At 59.7% G+C, this 15,835-nt stretch carries 15 protein-coding genes and 1 tRNA gene; 4 read left to right on the top strand and 12 right to left on the bottom strand.

Annotation, left to right across the window (positions count from 1 at the left end; all coding sequences use genetic code 11):
- Window positions 1-36 precede the first annotated feature (36 nt).
- The 6 genes from dctP to BUC08_RS16090 all read right to left on the bottom strand — a co-directional run bounded on the left by dctP (window position 37) and on the right by BUC08_RS16090 (window position 5,547).
- Complete coding sequence (dctP, locus tag BUC08_RS16115; RefSeq protein ID WP_224551516.1) at window positions 37-1,080, bottom strand: TRAP transporter substrate-binding protein DctP; 1,044 nt, start codon at window positions 1,078-1,080, stop codon at window positions 37-39.
- Window positions 1,081-1,283: 203 nt separating this feature from the next.
- Window positions 1,284-2,159, bottom strand: a complete 876-nt coding sequence (locus tag BUC08_RS16110) for a type IV pili methyl-accepting chemotaxis transducer N-terminal domain-containing protein (RefSeq protein ID WP_037929253.1) — start codon at window positions 2,157-2,159, stop codon at window positions 1,284-1,286.
- Between the two features lie 765 nt (window positions 2,160-2,924).
- Window positions 2,925-3,407, bottom strand: coding sequence for a tetratricopeptide repeat protein (locus BUC08_RS16105; RefSeq protein WP_143186764.1), 483 nt, complete (start codon window positions 3,405-3,407; stop codon window positions 2,925-2,927).
- Window positions 3,408-3,610: 203 nt separating this feature from the next.
- Complete coding sequence (locus BUC08_RS16095) at window positions 3,611-4,171, bottom strand: pyridoxal phosphate-dependent decarboxylase family protein (RefSeq protein WP_263596506.1); 561 nt, start codon at window positions 4,169-4,171, stop codon at window positions 3,611-3,613.
- On the bottom strand, window positions 4,089-4,460 hold the full coding sequence (locus BUC08_RS24970; protein WP_224769895.1) for a hypothetical protein: 372 nt from the start codon (window positions 4,458-4,460) through the stop codon (window positions 4,089-4,091). The genes BUC08_RS16095 and BUC08_RS24970 overlap by 83 nt, the downstream gene beginning before the upstream one ends.
- A 4-nt stretch (window positions 4,461-4,464) precedes the next feature.
- A complete protein-coding gene (locus tag BUC08_RS16090) occupies window positions 4,465-5,547 on the bottom strand; it encodes a PLP-dependent cysteine synthase family protein (protein ID WP_037929460.1) in 1,083 nt (360 codons plus the stop codon).
- 155 nt (window positions 5,548-5,702) lie between these two features.
- Between BUC08_RS16090 and BUC08_RS16085 the strand changes: the two genes are divergently transcribed.
- Complete coding sequence (locus BUC08_RS16085; RefSeq protein ID WP_037929246.1) at window positions 5,703-7,721, top strand: BTAD domain-containing putative transcriptional regulator; 2,019 nt, start codon at window positions 5,703-5,705, stop codon at window positions 7,719-7,721.
- Window positions 7,722-7,861: 140 nt separating this feature from the next.
- A complete protein-coding gene (locus tag BUC08_RS16080) occupies window positions 7,862-8,227 on the top strand; it encodes a cupin domain-containing protein (protein ID WP_037929243.1) in 366 nt (121 codons plus the stop codon).
- 152 nt (window positions 8,228-8,379) lie between these two features.
- Here the strand turns inward: BUC08_RS16080 and BUC08_RS16075 are convergent, their stop codons facing one another.
- Genes BUC08_RS16075 through BUC08_RS16060 form a run of 4 tightly spaced genes read right to left on the bottom strand, consistent with a single transcriptional unit; the run spans window position 8,380 to window position 12,850 of the window.
- Complete coding sequence (locus tag BUC08_RS16075) at window positions 8,380-8,691, bottom strand: AtuA-related protein (RefSeq protein WP_037929241.1); 312 nt, start codon at window positions 8,689-8,691, stop codon at window positions 8,380-8,382.
- Window positions 8,678-10,021 (bottom strand): acyclic terpene utilization AtuA family protein, encoded by a 1,344-nt coding sequence (locus tag BUC08_RS16070; RefSeq protein WP_037929238.1) that lies wholly within the window; start codon window positions 10,019-10,021, stop codon window positions 8,678-8,680. Before BUC08_RS16070 ends, BUC08_RS16075 begins: the two co-directional genes overlap by 14 nt.
- Entirely contained in the window at window positions 10,018-11,877 is a 1,860-nt protein-coding gene (locus tag BUC08_RS16065) for a TRAP transporter permease (protein WP_037929235.1), read from the bottom strand. Before BUC08_RS16065 ends, BUC08_RS16070 begins: the two co-directional genes overlap by 4 nt.
- 10 nt (window positions 11,878-11,887) lie before the next feature.
- Window positions 11,888-12,850: a TAXI family TRAP transporter solute-binding subunit gene (locus tag BUC08_RS16060; protein WP_037929229.1), complete on the bottom strand. Its 963-nt coding sequence runs from the start codon at window positions 12,848-12,850 to the stop codon at window positions 11,888-11,890.
- Between the two features lie 92 nt (window positions 12,851-12,942).
- Between BUC08_RS16060 and BUC08_RS16055 the strand changes: the two genes are divergently transcribed.
- Window positions 12,943-13,851, top strand: coding sequence for a LysR family transcriptional regulator (locus BUC08_RS16055; protein ID WP_051694593.1), 909 nt, complete (start codon window positions 12,943-12,945; stop codon window positions 13,849-13,851).
- A gap of 267 nt (window positions 13,852-14,118) precedes the next feature.
- Here the strand turns inward: BUC08_RS16055 and BUC08_RS16050 are convergent.
- Window positions 14,119-14,202 (bottom strand) — tRNA-Leu (locus BUC08_RS16050).
- Between the two features lie 187 nt (window positions 14,203-14,389).
- Here BUC08_RS16050 and BUC08_RS16045 point away from each other — a divergent pair.
- Window positions 14,390-14,893 carry a Hint domain-containing protein gene (locus BUC08_RS16045; RefSeq protein ID WP_051694592.1) on the top strand — a complete coding sequence of 168 codons (504 nt, stop codon included), beginning with the start codon at window positions 14,390-14,392 and terminating at the stop codon, window positions 14,891-14,893.
- Here BUC08_RS16045 and BUC08_RS16040 read toward each other — a convergent pair.
- A complete protein-coding gene (locus tag BUC08_RS16040; protein ID WP_037929226.1) occupies window positions 14,890-15,744 on the bottom strand; it encodes an NAD(P)H-hydrate dehydratase in 855 nt (284 codons plus the stop codon). The genes BUC08_RS16045 and BUC08_RS16040 overlap by 4 nt on opposite strands.
- Window positions 15,745-15,835: the final 91 nt, after the last annotated feature.

Raw genomic sequence — 15,835 nt, 5'->3', positions numbered from 1 at the left:
TCACCGCGCCGCTCGTGGCGCGGTGAGTCAGATGCTTCAGGCGTAGCCGAGGTCTTTCATCAGACCGCGGTAGATGTCGGCGGCCTTGGCGGCTTTCTCGCCCTTCTGGCCCTCTTCCTCAAGGATCTGGGCCGAGGCGCCAGCCAGCATGTCCAGAACGTCCTGGGGCAGCTGCATCACTTCGACGCCGTCGTTGGCCACACCTTCGGACAGGGCGATGGCTTCCTTGTGCTGATATTCAGCCGAACGCAGGAAGAACCGGTTTGTGACAGTGTCCAGCAATGCCGTGCGCAAGTCTTCCGGAAGGTCGGCCAGCGCATCCTCGTTCATGATGTAGGCATCGGTGGTCTGCGCCAGAACCGGCTTGTAGTGGTATTTGCACACCTCCCACAGCGACATCGATTGTGCGCCCACGGCGGCACCCCAATGCGCGCCATCCACCACGCCCGACGACAGGGACTGGTACAGTTCGGAACCGGGCACAAACTGCGGTGCGGCACCGGCGGCGGCCAGGTAATCCAGCATCTTGCCCGAGGACCGGATTTTCAGGCCCTTGAAGTCGTCCGCGGATTCGATCTTTTTCGACACGACCATCTCGGTCGGCAGAACCTTTTCCGACATCAGACGCACACCGTCCGAGGCCAGATCCTCGTTCACCAGATCCTCGATGCCGAGGTTCTTGATCGCGTGTTCCATTTCCCACGCCTGACGCAGCGTGCCCGGAATGCCATAGGCAAAGGAGGCGGCTTCGGCGTTGTCGATGATATAGGACGGGCTGATCGAGCCCATGGGCACCACACCCTTGCGCACGATGTTGTAGATGTCGGGGCCCTTGGCGAATTCGCCGGCACCCAGCAGTTCCAGCTTGAACGCGCCTTCGGTGCGCTCTTCCAGTGCTGTCGCCAGCACGCCGAGGCTGTCGGTGAACGAGCTGGACGCCTTGGGCCAATGCGCCTGGACGCGCCATGTGACTTCGCCCGCTGCGATCCCCTTGCCGACAAGTGCCGGGGTGGCGACGGCTGCAACAGCCGCTCCGCGCAACATGGCGCGGCGGTTCATACCTTGTGACTTCATGGTCATAGTTTCCTCCCAAAGAAATGGTATTGGCACTTGTCGCGATATGAACAGCATATGGTCGAACGGACAAATGGCCATCAGAGGGCGAGTGTGGCGCGGATGGCCCTGCCCCTCAACCAATCTTTTCGTGTACGACCCAACGTCCAAACAGCGAAATCGACTTGAAGAATCTTCAAGTTACGCAATCGTGGACCAGATCGCCCCGTTCAGAGTTTCAGATAGCTTGCCACAACATGCTGCGAGGCCTTCAGCAAATCCTCGCTGAAAGAAGCGACGCGGTGCAGGTCATCGCGCGAGAGGTCCTGCCCGGCAATCGCGCGGTGCAGGATCGGAGAAAGCTTTTCCCAGACCAGACGCGCCCGCTTTAACCGGCCCCTTGCGCGCTTGTTCGGAGGCGCCAGCACGTTTTGCTCTGCGCTGCCTGTTTCGAGCAGGGCCAAGCTGGTCTCGAACAATGCCAGCGTCTCGGCCAGTCGCTTTTGTTGCCGCTCCCTGTCGACGCCCAGGCTGACGTAACAGAATTCCTTGAGCACCTTTTGGGACAACATCCGCTGCCGTCCGGCGATGTTGACCGTATTGGCCAAAACACCATCTTGCGTGGCGGATGTCCCTGACGCTTCGATCGCGCCGACCGTCTGGTTCAGAAGTTTCAGCAGCGGCAGGTCCAGTTCCGTCACCTGCGCCACCACAACCGATTGCAAATCCTGGTGGGTCACCTGCAATACCGCACGCCCGTAGGTGTCGAATATCTCGTCCGATTGGTCCAGCAAGGCCAGAACCTGTGGATCGCGTTCAGGTTCAAGATTGTCCCGCGTGCCACCATGGCGCAGAACACCTTGAGTTTGTGAAAACAAATCATAGGCTTGATGGGCGTTTTTAATGTTCTTTTCGGTCTCGACATCGCCCATGACAAAACACGAGGCCATTGCCATGCGCTGAGACAACATGCGCTGCCGCCCCGAAATATCGACACGCACCACCACAGCAGAGCCCGACGCCGCCACCTGCGCCGTCGCTTCGGGCACCAGACCACACATCGGTATTACACACCACAAAAACGCGAATTTGCTCAGAATTCTCATCCGGTGCTACCCTGTCTGCCAACCATGGAGCCAGTTAGCACCGCGAGGCTGAACAAGGCGTTAAGCCCAGTGGAAATCTGCAAAGCGCTTTTCAGTCAGGCAAAGCGTGCCGCTTGCCCGGCGCGACACGGGGACTAAAAAAGAGAGTGCTAAGCTTTGAGATTCCTTTGGAAGGAAGCACTGCTACACCATAGTTTTATCAATGGTTTCAGAGTTTTGCAGGTGAGTGGACACGAAGAACACTGAAATTAAAAAACTAAGCTTCAATATTTGCACATTAATCGCGATCAGACTTAAAACTGCTCTCCATCCACCGTGTCTAAACTTGGATTCTTCAGGCGACGGGACCGCACAGCCGGACAATTTGGACAGTCAATTTTGGCAAGCGCATCCAGTTTATTGCAGGCGCGGTTCACGAGATGGATCAACGCATCGCGATATTTATCTGCCGGATTCCAGTCCAGTCTGGCATCGGGCGACAGCTTTCGGCCCTTGCACAAACCGCTGAGCGGGCGTTCGTTCGTCGATCATGACGGTCTTCTCTTTGGCCTACTCCGCCGCCAACGGATCGTTCGCGTCGATCGAAGCCAAGGGAGGAGAACGGACCTTACCCGTCTCATGCTGCACAGCTTGTTCACGCAGATTGTCCAACGGCCAATACTATTCTTCTGGAACACCCAGAACACGAAGATGAACAGAGATCTGCTCAAGGGCTTCGGGCGAAAACATCATCGCCTCCTTTAAGCGCTTGATGCTCATGTCCGGCTAGGCTTTGAACATCGCGTTCTTGGAAACTTCTGCTTCTTCCGCCCTGCCTGCGGCGCTGAGCGCAGATGCGAGGTTTCGGTGACTCCAAAACGCGCTTGGCCGCTCCAGCAAAGCGCGCTGAAACATACCTGCCGCCGTATTGAAATCGCCGGAAATCTGATGCGCACTCGCTATTCCCACGAGGTTGTTGAAATTCATCGGATCAAGTGGACTGAGGCGCATCGCATGCTCGAAATGTTGGAAAGCGACCGCTGGACGATCCGCGTATACCTCCAGCCAACCAAACCTGCTGAGTGCCCAAGCGGAATTCGGGTCAAGCTTGATCGCCCTCTCCAGCAGTATGCGCGCGGTACCGTAGTTGCGCGCGAAGGTATGTACGACGCCCAGCACCGAAAGAATGAGCGGATCATCCGACGAGAGCCCGGCTGCTTTTTCCGCCAGCCCAAGCGCTTTGGATTTGGCTCCTTCGATGTCTTCCAACCAGTTGTAGACCGAATGTTGGGCCCAGCACCAAACCGCGTGCCCTGCGCGAGAGCTCGGGTACGAGGTAGGACGGGACGCGGTCATTGGGATCTTGTGTTGGCAAATAACTGGCAGTTATCGCCATTGCGCTTTGCAGTGCTGCCGCGTCCCGGACGATTGCGTAGCCAGAGTCGAACGGAACCGGAAGCCACTTGTGACCGTCAACACCCCAGGAGTCTGCCCCGTTTCATGCCATTTGTCATGGCGCGTATCCTTGGGTCCGCGCGAGCCCATAGTCCAAAAGCGCCATCCACATGCAGCCAAGCGCCAGTTTGTTCGGCGATTTCCGCGATCTGGACGAAGGGATCGAATGCACCAATGTTGATCTGACCTGCCTGCACGATAATCAGCTTGGCCCCATCGCATGCTTTGCAGCGCTGTGCCAAATCCTCGGCCAACATCCTGCCTTGCATGTCCGTATCCACACGGATCAGCCGCTCCGTCCCGAACCCAAGATACCGAAGGGCCGAAAGAACCGAAGTGTGCACATCATCTCCAACAAACACATGGACCTGCGGTGCACCGAACAGTCCCAGGGCTTCGCAGTCCCATCCGACGCCGCGCAACAAAGCGAAGCGGGCAGCCGCGAGCGCGGTAAAGTTGGCCATGGTGCCGCCACTCGCAAATCCAACGGCTGCATCACGGGGCAGATCGAGGACGTCGAGGAGCCAACCTGACGCTGTTTCTTCGATCGCTGCGGACGCTGGAGACGTGTGGCGCATAACCGCATTCTGCCCCCATGCTGACGCCAGCCAGTCCGCCACGACGGCGACTGGCGATGCCCCCCATCACCCATCCAAAGAAACGCGGATGTGTGACCTGCATGAGTCCCGGTTCACCAAGATCCGCCAGTTTTTTGATGACCTCAATGTCCGGAGTGCCGGTTTCCGGAAAAGGCACAGCAAAATCGGCGCGCATCTGCGCATAGTCGCGTTCAGGCCTTACCCGGCGGTCCGCAACAGAGCACCTGTAAGCCTGCGCTTGACGGCACGCGATTTTGAAAACATCCATCGCATCAGCCTATCTGGAACCCCGATGTGGAGCGGGAAATCTCAAGCTCCGCCTCATCCATATCTTCCACAATACCCTCGAATAAGGGCGTGCTCAGGTAGCGCTCGCCCGTGTCGGGCAACATGCACAGGATCACCGAACCTTTTGGCGCTTTCCTGGCAACTTCGAGCGAGACGGCAAAAGTTGATCCGCCCGAGATACCGGTGAAAATTCCTTCCTTGCTGGCAAGTTCCTGAGCACATTTGACCCCTTCAGCGCCGACGATCGGGATCAGTTCATCGTAAAACCCCTCGTCGATCGCCTCTTGCAGCACCGCTGGAATGAAGTCCGGCGTCCAGCCCTGGATCGGATGAGGCTCAAAGGCCGGATGGCTTGCAGTCGGTGCGCCGTTTGCATTGCGTTCCTGCGCATGACCGCTGCCAACGAGTTGTGCGTTGGCAGGTTCGGAGAGGATGATTTTGGTGTCAGGCCGCTCCTTGCGTAGAACCCGCGCGATACCTGTGACCGTTCCGCCCGTACCATATCCGGTAACAACGTAATCGAGCCGCGCTCCATCAAAGTCCGCCATGATTTCGCGCGCAGTGGTCGCTTCATGAATGTCTGCATTTGCATCAGTTTCAAACTGTGATGCGAGAAACCAACCATGTTTTTCTGCCAGCTCAGCCGCTTTCTTGTACATTCCCAACCCTTTTTCGGCGCGGGGTGTCAGCACAACCTTCGCCCCGAACATCCGCATTAGACGCCGCCGCTCGACCGAAAAGCTATCGGCCATTGTCACGACCAGTGGATATCCCTTTTGAGCGCAGACCATGGCGAGACCGATCCCGGTGTTGCCACTGGTGGCCTCCACCACGGTTTGACCAGGCTTCAGCGCGCCGGACCGTTCCGCTGCTTCGATGATGTTCACGGCCAGCCGGTCTTTGACAGAGCCCGCGGGATTGAACGCCTCTGCTTTGACATAGACAGTTGCACCGTGGGTCGGGATGTTGTTCACGCGGATCACGGGCGTGTCGCCGATGGTGTCCAGCACACTGTCGTAGACCCGGCCACGACCCTTGGTCGTCCGAATTGATGTAGGTTCAACCATGGCATTTTCTCCTTTTGTTTTTTCGCAGATGGTTTCGCAAAAACCTTCTTGCATTAGGCAGTCCCGTTGACCCGCTGAATGCCCCGACACGAGTAATCGCGAGTAATTCTGAAAACATGATATCATGAGAGGCAGATAGTGACGTAGGAGGCAGCGTGGAAAGTTCCGTGGAAATCGCCGGGTCGGCGAAAACGGCTGCGACACCGCTGGTGGAAATACGCCTGCTCGGACCGGTAGTTGTTCGCCACGGTGGTTCGCCAGTCGTCCTCGCCCGTTCACGCAAGCTGAGGGCTTTGCTGGCGATTTTGATCACCGAACCCCGGCAGGTCAGCCGCCAACGCCTATGTGATCTTCTCTGGGACCGGCCAAGTGATCCGAGAGCAGAGCTCCGCTGGCATCTGAGCAAGCTTCGGCAAGTTTTGGATCGCCCTCACCGTCTTCGGGTCCTCTCGAGTGAGGATGGCATTGGTCTTGATCTTGACGGCTGTGTCGTTGACGCTGTCCAAATCATGACCGCCGAGAAAGGCGAACCGCTTTCTATACAGAGGCTCAAGACCTTGGCAGAGCTCTATCGAGGTCAGTTTCTTGGAGAATTGAGCCTTGCGGAACCATCGGCTGAACAATGGGTAACCGCGCAACGTCGCCGTTTTGCGGCATGTCAGATCAGTATCCTCAAGCAACTGACGGCAACACGACCAGTTGGATCATCTGAGATCGACCAATATCTTGAACAATGGCTCAATCTCGCACCGTTCGAGATTGAGCCGCATCATCGGCTTCTCAGCGTTTTGGCCAGTCAAGGTCGCTTCGGCGAAGCCGAGACACACCTTGCCAACAGCGAACGACTTTTCGCAGACGAAGGGATTTCTGTCGTCGAATTGCGAAAGACATGGAGTGAAGTGAAAAAGGAACGCGGTGCTGCCACGCGATCGACCGATAGTGCAGCAACACATCAAGTTGCGGTCGCTCAGGTGGAGCCATGCCCATCGGCTCCCAGCCGCTCGGCCCTTGCCGTGATGCCGTTTACGGTTCGTGACCCGCAGGTCGGGACAGGTATCGCTGACGGGCTGACGAACGATGTCATCACGCGACTGGCAAAGCTCAGAAACATGTCCATCATCGCACGGGGGTCGGTCTACGCCCTCGCCGCGCGCGGCGTCTCTGGTGTGGAAGCAGGCAAACAACTCAACGTTAACTACGTGGCGACAGCGAGCATGCAACAGGTTGCCGACAAGCTGCGGGTGGAAATCGATTTGATCGATACGCAGTCTGCCAGAATAGTCTGGACTGAAACCTGCGAAGCACCCAATGCCGACCTCTTGAGCGCGCTGGAAGAGTTGGGCAATCGTATCGTAGCAGCCCTGACCGGCGAGATAGAGCGGGCCGAGCGAAACCGTGCAATTTTGCGCCCTCCCACATCACTTGACGCTTGGGAGGCGCATCATCGCGGTCTTTGGCACATGTACCGCTTTACGAAAGAGAACAACGCACGCGCACAGCACTTCTTTGATGCGGCTGTCACCCTCGATCCGACCTTCTCGCGCGCTTATGCCGGGCTCTCGTTCACTCATTGGCAGAATGCATTCCAGAATTGGTCTGACCCTGGGACCGAGGCCGAAAGCGCTTATGCGGCTGCGACCCAGAGTATGCTCGCCGATGAACAAGATCCTGCCGCGCATTTGGCGATGGGGCGTGCTTTGTGGTTGCGCAGACAGCACGATTTGGCGGTTAAATCGCTGCGCGTGTCGGTGGACCTCAGCCCGAACTTCGCACTTGCGCATTACGCACTGGCTTTTGTCGAGGCCCAGACCGGCGATCCGGTAGAGGCGATCAGGGCCTCGGACAAGTCACGGGCGCTCAGCCCCTACGATCCTTTGATGTTCGGAATGCTGGGAAGCAGAGCGATGGCCCACTTGCGGCTTGGTCAGTTCGAAGCGGCAGCCGAGTGGGCAACGCAGGCTGCGGCACGTCCAAACGCGCATATCAACATCTTGGGGATGGCCGCTCTTTTTCTTGCGCTGGCTGACCGGGTGCCTGAGGCCCGAATTCTTGCGGCCGTGATCCATGTCCAGCAGCCCAGATACGGGATCGACAGTTTCCTTGCTGCCTTCCATTTTTCACCCGAAGAGGCTCACCTACTTCGTTCATTGGCGGCCAAGCTTTCGCTGATCTGACAACGCAGAACGAGATTTCCACTCAGGTTTCCACGGTCCGTGCCACTCTCGTACCCATGCTTGCCTTCTAAAAAGAGAGGCGGAGACGTTGCCGCTCGCCGGCTGCGTGAGGCCCCGCTCAAACCAAAAGGGAATGCATCATGGGAAATACAATTGAAATCAGGCGCTTCGAGACCCCCGACAGTTCGCTCGACATGAAAGAGCGCGGTGGAATCGACATCATCAACATGACCGATGGCACAACTGGCATGCGCGCGACTTTCGAGCCGGGATGGACGTGGGAAGAAGACGAGAAGCCGCTTTTGGGTTCGCCAGAATCGTGCCCGATGCGCCACACCGGCTATTGTCTCGGAGGCAAGCTCGTCGTCCGCATGATCGATACAGGTAAAGAAACGTCCATCACAAAGGGGGATTTCTTTGAAATACCATCTGGCCACGATGCCTATGTCGATGGCGAAGAACGGGTCGACTTGATCCTTTTCGGAGCCCCGGAGCATCAGCACTGAATCTCACTTAACCCGCGCGCCAGAGAGCTGATCCTCAACCTGCCAGAAGCGAACGCCCGCCAGACCGGCCGCGCGGTCGCTGCGGCGCGTGCCGACTTTGCGAGTTCGTCACGCATGACGCCTTCGGAGCGGTTCGCCAAAGCGAATGAAATTCATTTACTCGAACAGATCTGCATCTCCAGCAGGACCGATGCCAAGCATTTGCCATGTGCATCAAGGGCCAGTGACCGCGTTACGCCGCCGGCCAGTGCGCCACGGATCACGAAATTAAGGGCTTGAAGCTGCGGAATTTCATAGCGGGAAATGTCGCGCGCATCGAATGTTTCGAAATGCGCCGCGACCCGATCGGTCGTGACCATATCGCGGATCAGGGGCCAGTGCGCAGGGTCGTAGGCGATCACCGATATGTTCGAGATGTCCCCCTTGTCGCCGGTACGCGCGTGGGCGATATCATGCAGCTTCATGCGACGCTCCTTTCATTTCGAAAGTCGTGGCAACGTTCTCCGCCGGCATCAGCGTTGACGCAATGGCAAGCACCTCGCGTATGCTCTTTGTCACGCCCCCGCCTCCTGCCGGACCGGCGAGATAGAGACCTTCGACTTCTTCCCCGACGGTTTGGGCGGATATTGCGTCGTGACACCGCGCGGCATAGCGCATGCGCACTTCGGCGGTGTTGGCGGTGTCATTGGTGGACGGCCAGACAGAATTGACACCGATCAATTCGCCGCGCTGTTCGATGATTGCGCCGGACGTCTGCGCGAGCCGTTCGCGCACAAGGGAGATGGCCAGATTGCCACGCGCCACGCAATTCGCCCCGGCGTAGCTGATCTGGCCCTCGCCGAACCAGCCATCGCGGTATCCGACAGAGACCTTCAGCAATCCCGTTGCTTTTGTCCCCGTCCCATCGGTCACGGCCACGCGATCGGGTCCGATTTCCTTGAAATTCACTTTCGAGAAGTCCGCGACCACATCGGGTTGCAGATAGCGGGCGGGGTCGTGGATTTCGTAGAGCATCTGTTCGATGCAGGTCGCCCGGCTGACGCGTCCTCCGGTCCCCTCCAGCTTGGTGATCACAGCGTTGCCGTCGCTGTCCACCTCGGCCAGCGGATGCCCGACATTCGCCAGGTCAGGCACGTCTTTCAAACCGGGGTCGGCGAAATATCCGCCGGTGATCTGTGCGGCACATTCCAGAAGGTGACCAACAAGGATACCCCGCCCCAGACGGGTCCAGTCATCCCGCGCCCAACCGAATTCATGGACCAACGGAGCCAGAAACAAGGAAGGATCGGAGGCGCGTCCACAGATGACCACATCCGCGCCTGCGTTCAGTGCCGCGACCAGCCCGTCAATCCCGATATAGGCATTTGCCGACACCAGCCGGTCGCCAAGCTCTGATGCCGGCTTGCCGGTTTCGTCGAGGACAAGATCGCCGACCTGATCAACCACATCGTCACCCGTCACGGCCGCGACCCTCAGCCCGGTCAGGCCAAGCTCGCGGGCGACGGCGCGGGTTTTTTCGGCGGCGGCACGCGGATTCGCCGCGCCCATGTTGGTCACGATACGCGTGCCATTGCGCACACAGGCGGGCAGAACGGCGCGCATGCGTCGTTCCAGCAGGGGATCGTAGCCCTTTGTGGGATCGGCGCTGCGCGCCTGTTGGGCAAGCGCGATTGTCCGTTCGCCCAGACACTCGAAAATCAGGTAGTCGAGTTTTCCGCGCTCGGCCAGGTCCACTGCGGGTGCGATACGGTCGCCCTGAAATCCGGCACCTGCTCCCAGGCGTAGAATGCTCATGCCAGTGTCCTCCTTTGGACGCGCCCCGAAAAATGTGCCGCCAAGAGGATCGCGAGGGCCAGGAACGGCGTCACCGGCTGCGGATAGATCGCAAGTGCTATGACAAGGACATAGATCGCAACATCAACGGTCTTGCGCCCGAAAAGCTGCGCGCCTGACAGCAGCGCCGGCACAGCAAGCACCAGCACCAGACCGGCAGCGACGGCTTCGAGAATATCAAGCGGGCTGCCGCCCAGAAGCATTCCCGGATAAAGCAGCAGCAGGAAGGGCACGAGATAGGTGACCGCACCCAGCCGGACAGCTTCGCCCGCGGCGGGCAGCCAGTTGGTATTGGCGATCCCTGCCCCGACAAAGACAGCGACGCAGACGGGCGGCGTGATGACCGAGATGGTTGCAAAATAGAACACGAACAGATGTGCCGCCAGCGGATCGACGCCCACCGCTGTCATCGCGGGGGCCAGAACGGCGGCGACCAGAACATAGGCGGCGGTCGTGGGCAGGCCCATCCCCATGATAAGGCAGACGGCCCCCACGATCATCGCAACCAGCACAACGGAATCTCCGGCCATGCTGACGATAAGCGACGACAGGGTGACGCCGATGCCGGTCAGGTTGATCATCGACACCAGAACCTGCGCACCCGCCAGCAACACCCCGATAATAACGAGGCCCTTGCCCGCGTCTTCCAGTCCGTTGAACAGCTTGTCTGCCATCTGGCGGATGCTCAGCCGCCCGGCCTCGGTCGCAAAGAAGGCGATCAGCAGCCCGATGATGCCATAGAAAGCAGAGGTCGAGATCGAGCGGCCCATCCAGATCCCGATGCCCAGTCCGCCCAGCGCGCAAAGGATCGGCAGAACGCGGCGCGGCGCGAGAATGGTTGTCCACGCAGGCATTTCGTCTTCGGGCACGATGGCCAGACCGCGGCGCAGCGCCACGAAATGCACGGTCATGAACACTGACAGGTAAAACAGCACCGCAGGCAGGATCGCCGCGACGATGATGGTCAGGTAAGGTACGCCAAGAATTTCGGCCATGACAAAGGCTGCCGCCCCCATGATCGGCGGCGCGATCTGGCCCCCGGTCGATGCGACCGCCTCGACTGCGGCGGCGAAGGGGCGCGGGTAGCCAAGGCGGATCATCATCGGAATCGTAAAGTTGCCCGTGGTCGCCACATTGGCCACGGCCGAGCCCGAGATCATGCCGAAAAGCCCGCTGGCGATGGTGGCAATCTTGGCCGCGCCGCCGGGCTGACGCCCGCCCAGCCGCATGGCAAGATCCATAAACGCCTGACCGCCACCCGTATGCAGCAACAGGGCACCAAACAGAACGAAAGCGGCAATCACCGTCGCGGCGACGCCCGTCAGCATGCCCCAAATCCCCAGGTCACCAAGGAAAATCGTTTCGGTGACAAAGGCTGTGTCAAATCCCCGATGGCGCAACGGACCCGGCAGGTAATTCCCGAACAGCGCATAGCCCAGCCCCAGCAGGACAAGGACCGGAAAGATAAGCCCGACAGTGCGCCGCCCCAGTTCCAGAACCGCCAGCACCAGACCGACGGTCAGCGCCTTGTCCAGTGTCGTGGCCCACGGAAGGGTCGTCATGATCGCGTCGTAGTTCACCACGACATAGCCACAGGCCGCCACCGACACCGCACAGAGCGCAAGATCGACAGCCAGCCCCGCCGGACGCCAGGGTTTCCCGGCGCCCAGTGGAAAGAGCGCAAAACCCAGACAGGTCACCAGCGCGAGAAAGAGTGCTCTTTGGATCAGCCCTTCGAAAGGGCCGGTCGCCGCCGTATATAGAACAAAGAGGCCGACGAAGATCGCCAGAGCCCGCTGAACGCGCTGGAGTGTCATAGGTACGGCCTTACTCTGTCGGCTTCAGCTTGGCAGGCAGGTCGATGCCTTGCTCTTCGAACCAGCGCACGGCACCGGGATGCAGTGGAATGGTTCCGAACTGCAATGTGATGTCGGCAAGGTTCTCGCCCTTCAGGCTGGCCATCGCGTTGGCTTGGGCCTCCTTGTCCTCCATCACCGCCTTGACGATCTGATATGCGGTTTCTTCGTCCATGGTAGAGGGTGCGCCCACACCGACGCCAAAGCTCCAGGTTGTGTAGGCGGGCACGCCATCTGCGGCACCTTCGGGAATGTCGACGACAGAGATGTCGGGCATCTCTGCCTTGAGTTTGTCCGCCTGCGCGGCTGTCAGACCCAGAATGGCAATGTCGGTCGATGTCGCGATGTCCATGGTCGAGCCATCAAGCTTTTTGCCCGAACCCGATTTCACATATCCGGCGACGCGGTTGTCCTTGATCATGTCCACCACATCGGTGGTCGAGCCGCGCACGTAGTCCGCCGTAAGACCCAGCGTATTGAAAACCGCCTCGGTCGTTGATTCAGTCGCCGATCCTTTGATACCGGGATTAAAGCGGACGCCTGCAAGGCCCGACAGGTCGGTGACACCTGCATCTGCCCGCATGACCACGTTCTGCGGCGCACCGGTATAGACCCAAAGCAGCATCAGATCCTGTTGCTTGCCTTCGAATTCATTTGTGCCTGCGACGGCGTGCTGCGCGACGTTTGTCGTGACCAGCCCAAGGTCAACCTGACCACGTTCCATCCGGCGGATGTTGTCCATGGTGGCACCGGTTTCGACCACCGAGGCGCGCAGCCCTTCGGCGTTCTCGTTGATCAACTGGCCCACGGCGACGAAATAACCGTAATGGCTCGACGAGGCCGAGGTCGATCCGATCAAAAGGTCGGTGTCTTGCGCAGACACGGGTCCGGCAAGCAGCGTTGCACCCAGCAGGGCGCGTACAAGATGTTTCATGGTTTCCTCCCATTTTGCACCGCATCGCGGGCCATACGAGAGTGCACCAAGCTATCTATTGTGAAAAGTGCGATATTGTTAATAATTGATGCATGAATCGCAACACACCTTCTATCGCAGATTTTCAGGCGGCCCTGACCGTCAGCGAAAGCGGCACGTTTCGCGCCGCGTCCGAGGCCTTGGGCATGTCGGCGTCGGCCCTGTCGCGGCAAATTGCGGCACTTGAGGCGCGGCTGGGCACGCGGCTTTTTGATCGTGACACACGCAACGTGACCCCCACGACCTCGGGCCTGGCTTTTGCCAAGCTGGCCGAGCGGATGATCAACACATCCATGGATGTCATGGCCGAGTTCGACGCGCATCTTTCCGCAAGCAACGGGCGGCTGACGATTGCCGGGCTGCCCTCTGTGACGGCGGGTTTGCTGCCGGATCTGCTGGCCAGCTTTACCCTTGCCCATCCCGACATCGACCTGCGCATCATTGACGCGCTGTCCGGCAGCGTGGTGGAGGCCATCGAAACCGGACGTGCGGACATCGGATTTACAGCGGGCACCATGTCGGCGCGGATGCGGCTGACGTTTCACCCGTTGATGGATGACCCGTTTGTCGCGGTCGGTGCGCCGCAAGGGCCGCTGTCCGAAGACCGGGTCTATGACCTGGCCGAGTTGATCGACATGCCGCTGATCGCGATGGAACCGGGCACCAGCGTGCGCGAACTGCTCGACGGTGCGTGCCAGCGTCTTGAAAGGGTCATTTCGCCCCGGTTCGAGGTCGCCCACCTCGCGACGGCCGGGGCGCTGGTCGCCGTGAACCTCGGCATCACGTTGCTGCCAACGCTGACGCTGCCAGTCCTGCCGATGGGGCGGCTGGTCCAGCGCCCCATTTCCGACTTTGGTGCGAAACGGCGGATCGGGCTTGTCCACCAAGCCGGCCGATCCCTTTCCCCGACCGCTTCGGCGTTTCTGGCCCACGTGAGGCGGCATCTCATGGCAGCAGGATAGGCGCGGACCTGTCGCACTTTGGTGCCGCTCCGGGGGCGCGCCTGTTCACAGACATGCGCGATATTCAGGCTGTCACGGGCCATAAAACTTTGTCGATAGTGCAGAAATATACGGCGCATGGGAACCGGACAGACGCATCCAGGCAGGCTCAGATGGCAAGTGAACAGCACTAAGACCAAACAAGAAAGTGCTAACAATCTGTTAAGGTTTGCGATTCCTTTGAGGGAGGGCATCGCTTACACGGGAATTTCTGAAATAATTTCAAAGTGGTGCGGGTGAAGGGACTCGAACCCCCACGCCAAAGGCGCCAGAACCTAAATCTGGTGCGTCTACCAATTCCGCCACACCCGCACTTTTGCAGCGTCCGCATCGCAGCGCGCTGACGCGTCAGATACCAAAGCATCGCCCAATAGGCGAGACCAAAAATGTCGCAGAGATGCGCGGAAAATTTTACGGTTATTATTCTGGCGACTTTAACAGATTATTGGGGTATATTGCCATCAACCTTGAGGCAGGTTGTACAAAAAGAGAGACGCCCATGAAACCGAAAACGGTCGGGCGCGTCGAAAGCGGACAGGCTCCGCAGTTGCGCGCAGAAATCCTTCACGTCGGCCTTGTTGCCGGCACAATCCTTTTGACATCCGATGGCGAAATTCCGGTGGAATACCTGTCCGCCGGTGACCGTATCATCAGCCGCAACGCGGGTCTGGTGACGCTGAAAGCCGTCAGCACCACGCGGATCACATCGGCGGCGGTGGCCATCGCCGCGGGATCGCTGGGGCAGAAACGCCCTGAAACCAACGTGATCCTGCCCGCCGCGCAACAGGTGCTGGTGCGCGACTGGCGGGCCAAGGCGCTGGCCGGTGCGACACAGGCGGTGCTGCCTGCGGGATGCCTGATTGACGGCGAGTTCATCACCGATCTTGGGGTGCGGACCATGACGCTGATCCAGCTGGGATTTGACGCGCCGCATGTGGTCTATGCCGACGGGCTGGAATTGTCGGTGCCTGCGATGGTGTCTGTGCGGGAACTGGCAGCCTAAGACGCCAGGTCACGCAACACCGCTGGAAGAACATCCGGCAGATCCTCGGCAATCAGGCCGGGGCCAAAGTTGATCGCGCATGAGACATGCAACCACGTTGCCGCCCTTGCCGCATCCGACGGCTTGAAACCGCGCGCCAGCAAGCCGCCGATGATCCCGGCCAGCACGTCCCCTGCTCCCGCAGTGGCCAACCACGGCGCCGAGCGGTCCCCACGCGCACTGTGAACCGCGCAGTCCCCATCGGGGCTGGCGATCACGGTGTCCACACCCTTGAACAAAACCACCGCCCCGACCCGCGCTGCGGCATCACGGGTGGCGGTAACCTTTGTACCAATCGCCGGGTCGTCGCCACAGGCAGCGGCAATATCCGGGAACAGGCGCGCAAATTCGCCGCCGTGCGGGGTCAGTACACAGCTGTCATGCAACCGCTCGCGCAGCGCCGGATCACGGGCGATCAGCGTCAGCGCGTCCGCATCCAGAACACAGGCCCGGCCACTGTCCAGCACCGTTCGGACAAGGTCAGCCGCACGGTGATCCAGGCCAAGCCCCGGGCCTGCGCACAGCGCATTCAGGCGCTTGTCCTCCAGCAGCGCAATCAGGTCACCAGCGTCCTTAAGGCGATGCAGCATCACGGCAGTGACCTGCATCGACACCTCGAGCTGCGCCGAAGGAGATACACCAAGTGTCACCAGCCCCGCGCCCACCCGCAACGCGGCCCGTGCGGCCAGACGCGCAGCCCCCGTGCGCCCCGGACCGCCCGACAGCACCAGCACGTGGCCGTGGTCAAACTTGTGCCCCGACCGTTTGCCCAGGTCGGGCAAGTCCTCGCGGGTGATGGTTGGCATTGTCATGGCAGGAGCCTCCGGCGGGGATGTTTGGAGCCAAAAGAAAATACGTACAGATTACCGGATCGCAGGCAAGCCAGTGACCTGCAGGACGCGG

This window comes from Pseudosulfitobacter pseudonitzschiae (assembly GCF_900129395.1).
Classification (GTDB): domain Bacteria; phylum Pseudomonadota; class Alphaproteobacteria; order Rhodobacterales; family Rhodobacteraceae; genus Pseudosulfitobacter; species Pseudosulfitobacter pseudonitzschiae.
Note: the sequence above shows the minus strand (reverse complement) of the source record. Positions and strands in the feature narration are given on the sequence as shown.

What these genes read in the sequence shown, in the direction of transcription:
- dctP (WP_224551516.1), bottom strand. Translation starts at nt 1,080, where the DNA reads ATGACCATGAAGTCACAAGGTATGAACCGCCGCGCCATGTTGCGCGGA.
- BUC08_RS16110 (WP_037929253.1), bottom strand. Translation starts at nt 2,159, where the DNA reads ATGAGAATTCTGAGCAAATTCGCGTTTTTGTGGTGTGTAATACCGATG.
- BUC08_RS16095 (WP_263596506.1), bottom strand. Translation starts at nt 4,171, where the DNA reads ATGCGCCACACGTCTCCAGCGTCCGCAGCGATCGAAGAAACAGCGTCA.
- BUC08_RS24970 (WP_224769895.1), bottom strand. Translation starts at nt 4,460, where the DNA reads ATGGATGTTTTCAAAATCGCGTGCCGTCAAGCGCAGGCTTACAGGTGC.
- BUC08_RS16090 (WP_037929460.1), bottom strand. Translation starts at nt 5,547, where the DNA reads ATGGTTGAACCTACATCAATTCGGACGACCAAGGGTCGTGGCCGGGTC.
- BUC08_RS16080 (WP_037929243.1), top strand. Translation starts at nt 7,862, where the DNA reads ATGGGAAATACAATTGAAATCAGGCGCTTCGAGACCCCCGACAGTTCG.
- BUC08_RS16075 (WP_037929241.1), bottom strand. Translation starts at nt 8,691, where the DNA reads ATGAAGCTGCATGATATCGCCCACGCGCGTACCGGCGACAAGGGGGAC.
- BUC08_RS16070 (WP_037929238.1), bottom strand. Translation starts at nt 10,021, where the DNA reads ATGAGCATTCTACGCCTGGGAGCAGGTGCCGGATTTCAGGGCGACCGT.
- BUC08_RS16065 (WP_037929235.1), bottom strand. Translation starts at nt 11,877, where the DNA reads ATGACACTCCAGCGCGTTCAGCGGGCTCTGGCGATCTTCGTCGGCCTC.
- BUC08_RS16060 (WP_037929229.1), bottom strand. Translation starts at nt 12,850, where the DNA reads ATGAAACATCTTGTACGCGCCCTGCTGGGTGCAACGCTGCTTGCCGGA.
- BUC08_RS16055 (WP_051694593.1), top strand. Translation starts at nt 12,943, where the DNA reads ATGAATCGCAACACACCTTCTATCGCAGATTTTCAGGCGGCCCTGACC.
- BUC08_RS16045 (WP_051694592.1), top strand. Translation starts at nt 14,390, where the DNA reads ATGAAACCGAAAACGGTCGGGCGCGTCGAAAGCGGACAGGCTCCGCAG.
- BUC08_RS16040 (WP_037929226.1), bottom strand. Translation starts at nt 15,744, where the DNA reads ATGACAATGCCAACCATCACCCGCGAGGACTTGCCCGACCTGGGCAAA.